At 42.8% G+C, this 2656-nt stretch carries 6 protein-coding genes and 1 pseudogene; 5 read left to right on the forward strand and 2 right to left on the reverse strand.

Annotation, left to right across the window (positions count from 1 at the left end; all coding sequences use genetic code 11):
* The 4 genes and pseudogenes from AB4653_RS11925 to AB4653_RS11940 all read left to right on the forward strand — a co-directional run.
* Positions 1-244 (forward strand): annotated as a pseudogene (locus tag AB4653_RS11925) (MFS transporter); the annotation flags it as partial.
* Positions 245-636: 392 nt separating this feature from the next.
* Complete coding sequence (locus tag AB4653_RS11930) at positions 637-912, forward strand: HU family DNA-binding protein (RefSeq protein ID WP_102258557.1); 276 nt, start codon at positions 637-639, stop codon at positions 910-912.
* 26 nt (positions 913-938) lie between these two features.
* On the forward strand, positions 939-1082 hold the full coding sequence (locus AB4653_RS11935) for a hypothetical protein (RefSeq protein ID WP_009846967.1): 144 nt from the start codon (positions 939-941) through the stop codon (positions 1080-1082).
* Positions 1083-1399: 317 nt separating this feature from the next.
* Entirely contained in the window at positions 1400-1603 is a 204-nt protein-coding gene (locus tag AB4653_RS11940; protein ID WP_012604160.1) for a hypothetical protein, read from the forward strand.
* On the opposite strand, the gene AB4653_RS11945 is transcribed toward AB4653_RS11940, so the two are convergent.
* Complete coding sequence (locus AB4653_RS11945; protein ID WP_102258558.1) at positions 1584-2075, reverse strand: PaaI family thioesterase; 492 nt, start codon at positions 2073-2075, stop codon at positions 1584-1586. The two genes, AB4653_RS11940 and AB4653_RS11945, sit on opposite strands and share 20 nt — an antisense overlap.
* 35 nt (positions 2076-2110) lie before the next feature.
* On the opposite strand from AB4653_RS11945, the gene AB4653_RS11950 reads away from it, so the two are divergent.
* Positions 2111-2389, forward strand: coding sequence for a DUF134 domain-containing protein (locus AB4653_RS11950; protein ID WP_004734814.1), 279 nt, complete (start codon positions 2111-2113; stop codon positions 2387-2389).
* A gap of 52 nt (positions 2390-2441) precedes the next feature.
* Here the strand turns inward: AB4653_RS11950 and nqrM are convergent, their stop codons facing one another.
* Positions 2442-2639 (reverse strand): (Na+)-NQR maturation NqrM, encoded by a 198-nt coding sequence (gene nqrM / locus AB4653_RS11955; protein WP_012604162.1) that lies wholly within the window; start codon positions 2637-2639, stop codon positions 2442-2444.
* Between the last annotated feature and the right edge of the window lie 17 nt (positions 2640-2656).

The raw sequence follows: 2656 nt of genomic DNA on the forward strand, positions 1-2656 counted from the left end.
CTACCTATTCGCTAGTACCTTCGCATTTTCTTCTGCGATGAACTACTTTCTAGCGACTTGGATTGTGACTAGCCCAGCAGGTACTGCAGCTTTTAATGAAGAATTGGGTAAGTTGACACTTTACAGCTACCCGGCCATCGCTATACCAAGTATGTTGATGATGTTAGGTATCTTCTACTACATTTGGCGCCAAGTTCGCTCGATGACTTCGCTAAAAACGGAACAGATCTTTATTACTAAATAATTTTCGTTGCGTTAGCTCCGAGTACAAAACCGCTTCAAATACTCGATTGCTTTAAAAAACAGATTGCTTCAAAAAAGCATGAGCCCAGCACACACGCTGGGCTTTTTTGTCTGTTCTACATACAGCAAAATATTAACTTTCAATTGATATCATGAATTAATTTAAACAAAACGATGTTCATTTTCATGACTCACTGTCCATAACTGGCCGAAAACAAGTAATAGTCAATGATTTGCATTGAATGAGGCGTGATATGTTTTTATAATCAACTTCGTTTGTTACTTTACAAAGTTCAATCCTAGCAATGACATAACTTCAGTTCATATTGGTCATATTTAACCAATAGTTTGCAAAAACCAAACGCCAGACGAACTCGACAAGGAATTTAAAACATGAACAAATCTCAATTAGTTGAACACATCGCAACTTCTGCTGACATCTCAAAAGAGCAAGCAGGCACAGCACTCAATGCACTCGTTGAAGGCATCTCGACTACGCTTGCTAATGGCGACGATGTATCTATCCTTGGATTTGGTAGCTTTAAAGTGAATAGCCGCGCTGCTCGCACTGGTCGCAATCCAAGAACTGGAGAAGAGATTCAAATCTCAGCGTCAAAAACACCAGCATTTAAAGCAGGTAAAGTACTAAAAGAGACATGCAACCTGTAAGATAGAAAATACAAGGAAGGTTACCGATGACAACTAAGGAAAAAACAAAAACGAGCCGCAGTAAAAAAGCCGGCAAGTCAACCAAAGCGCAAGCAGAAGGGCCTAAGGCTCGTCAACGCATTGAAGAACTTCTCGAAGAGCGTGAATTAGCCAAACTGTTAGAGCTTTAGTTTGTATTCGAGCTGTAATTAAAGATTTACATGATGGTTTGTTGTCATTCAAATGCCACTGCAGATTTGCGGTGGCATTTTAGTTTGAAGAACAAGCCCTAGCGCATCACTCTTCTTCCCCCTTTCAATCCCCTCTTCACTTTTAATCCCCCTCGCTTTCAAAAACGAAACTTTAGCTTACTGGCTTTAAGCTGATATCGCGTTGACGACCAAGCTTGAGAAGCGCATGATTTTATTTCGAGCAGAATAGTTTTTTGGCCGTGTAACCCACCCCATAATTGTTTCTGTGCAACGTACCCTATTGAACGGCAGGTCACATGAATAAAATTGTTATGTTAGTAATGGGGCTGCTTTTTACCAGTCGATTGTTCGCTAGTATTGTGCCGCATGTTAGTCAACTTGAGCATGATGCACCTATTCTACTTCGCTCAGCGTTGATCGTAGGTGTTTCGGCTTATGCCGTCTGGACAGCGTTCAAATACTTCAAAAAGAACAAAGCTTCTAGTTCAGATCAAATCTAGGCGGGGCTGACATGAACTGACTCTTTGCCGACGAACATAACTTCCCACACTGCGTAATTTGGCTTTCGAGGAAATAAAGATTACGTCTGCTTTTCACCCATTGAGCGCAAATTTCGAGTTCCTGACCAATGGCGATTGGATGGTGAAAGCGAGACGACAAACTCACCGTCATTGCAGTGATGTTATTTTGGAACAAACAATGCAACATCGCACTGTCATGTAACGCGGTGACAATGCCACCCTGCATAATGCCATCGTAGCCCTCAGCTTTATCTGTTGGTACAATCTTGGCCCTGGTTTTATATTTAGCTAAAGCTTCACTCTTAATTGAAGCTTCATGATTGGCCAAGGCTTTATGATTGACTAAAGTCTCGCGCTCGCCAACGGCTTCAAAACAAATGGGGCTGTCTGCGAAAAAACCTTGGCTGCACACTTGGCAACGCCGATGGTTGTGTGGAATAAAAACCTTCATACTTACCTTTTAACCTTAAATACCTAGAGATTGATATGGCTCGACCAAAAAAACATCGCCAGTTATGCACCCGAGCGGCTTACTCTTGTTTTAAGCCTAATGGCGTTCCTATGGACGAGCTTCATAAAGAAGAATTGCTATTAGAAGAGTTAGAAGCCTTACGCTTAGCTGATCAAGAAGGATTGAGCCAACTTGAAGCCGCTGAACAAATGCAGGTGTCTCGCCAAACGTTCGGCAACATCATCAAGCGTGCACGAGCCAAAGTCGCCAAGTGCATCGTCAACGGTCACGCGTTGGTGATTCAAAGCGCTTAACTCGCGAACTAGCCCAACGTTAGCTAGCTCAACGACAGTGAATTCTCGATACTTAGCTTGATGGCTCAGAGATCTGATACAACTTTCGGCTTTGCCCTTCACACACATCCTTGCAATTGCATTCGCGCTCAATGTCTAACTGTGCGAGTCCTCCACAACTGCCTTTGATTGGCTTGCGCGAAAAAATCACGCCTATCGCCATCAGTGTAACGACTCCGACAAACCCCAATAGCGTCAACAAAAAGGTCATTTACGGAACCCTCGAAT

The sequence above is a fragment of the Vibrio sp. 10N.222.48.A3 genome (assembly GCF_041475345.1).
GTDB classification, from domain to species: Bacteria; Pseudomonadota; Gammaproteobacteria; order Enterobacterales; family Vibrionaceae; genus Vibrio; species Vibrio tasmaniensis_A.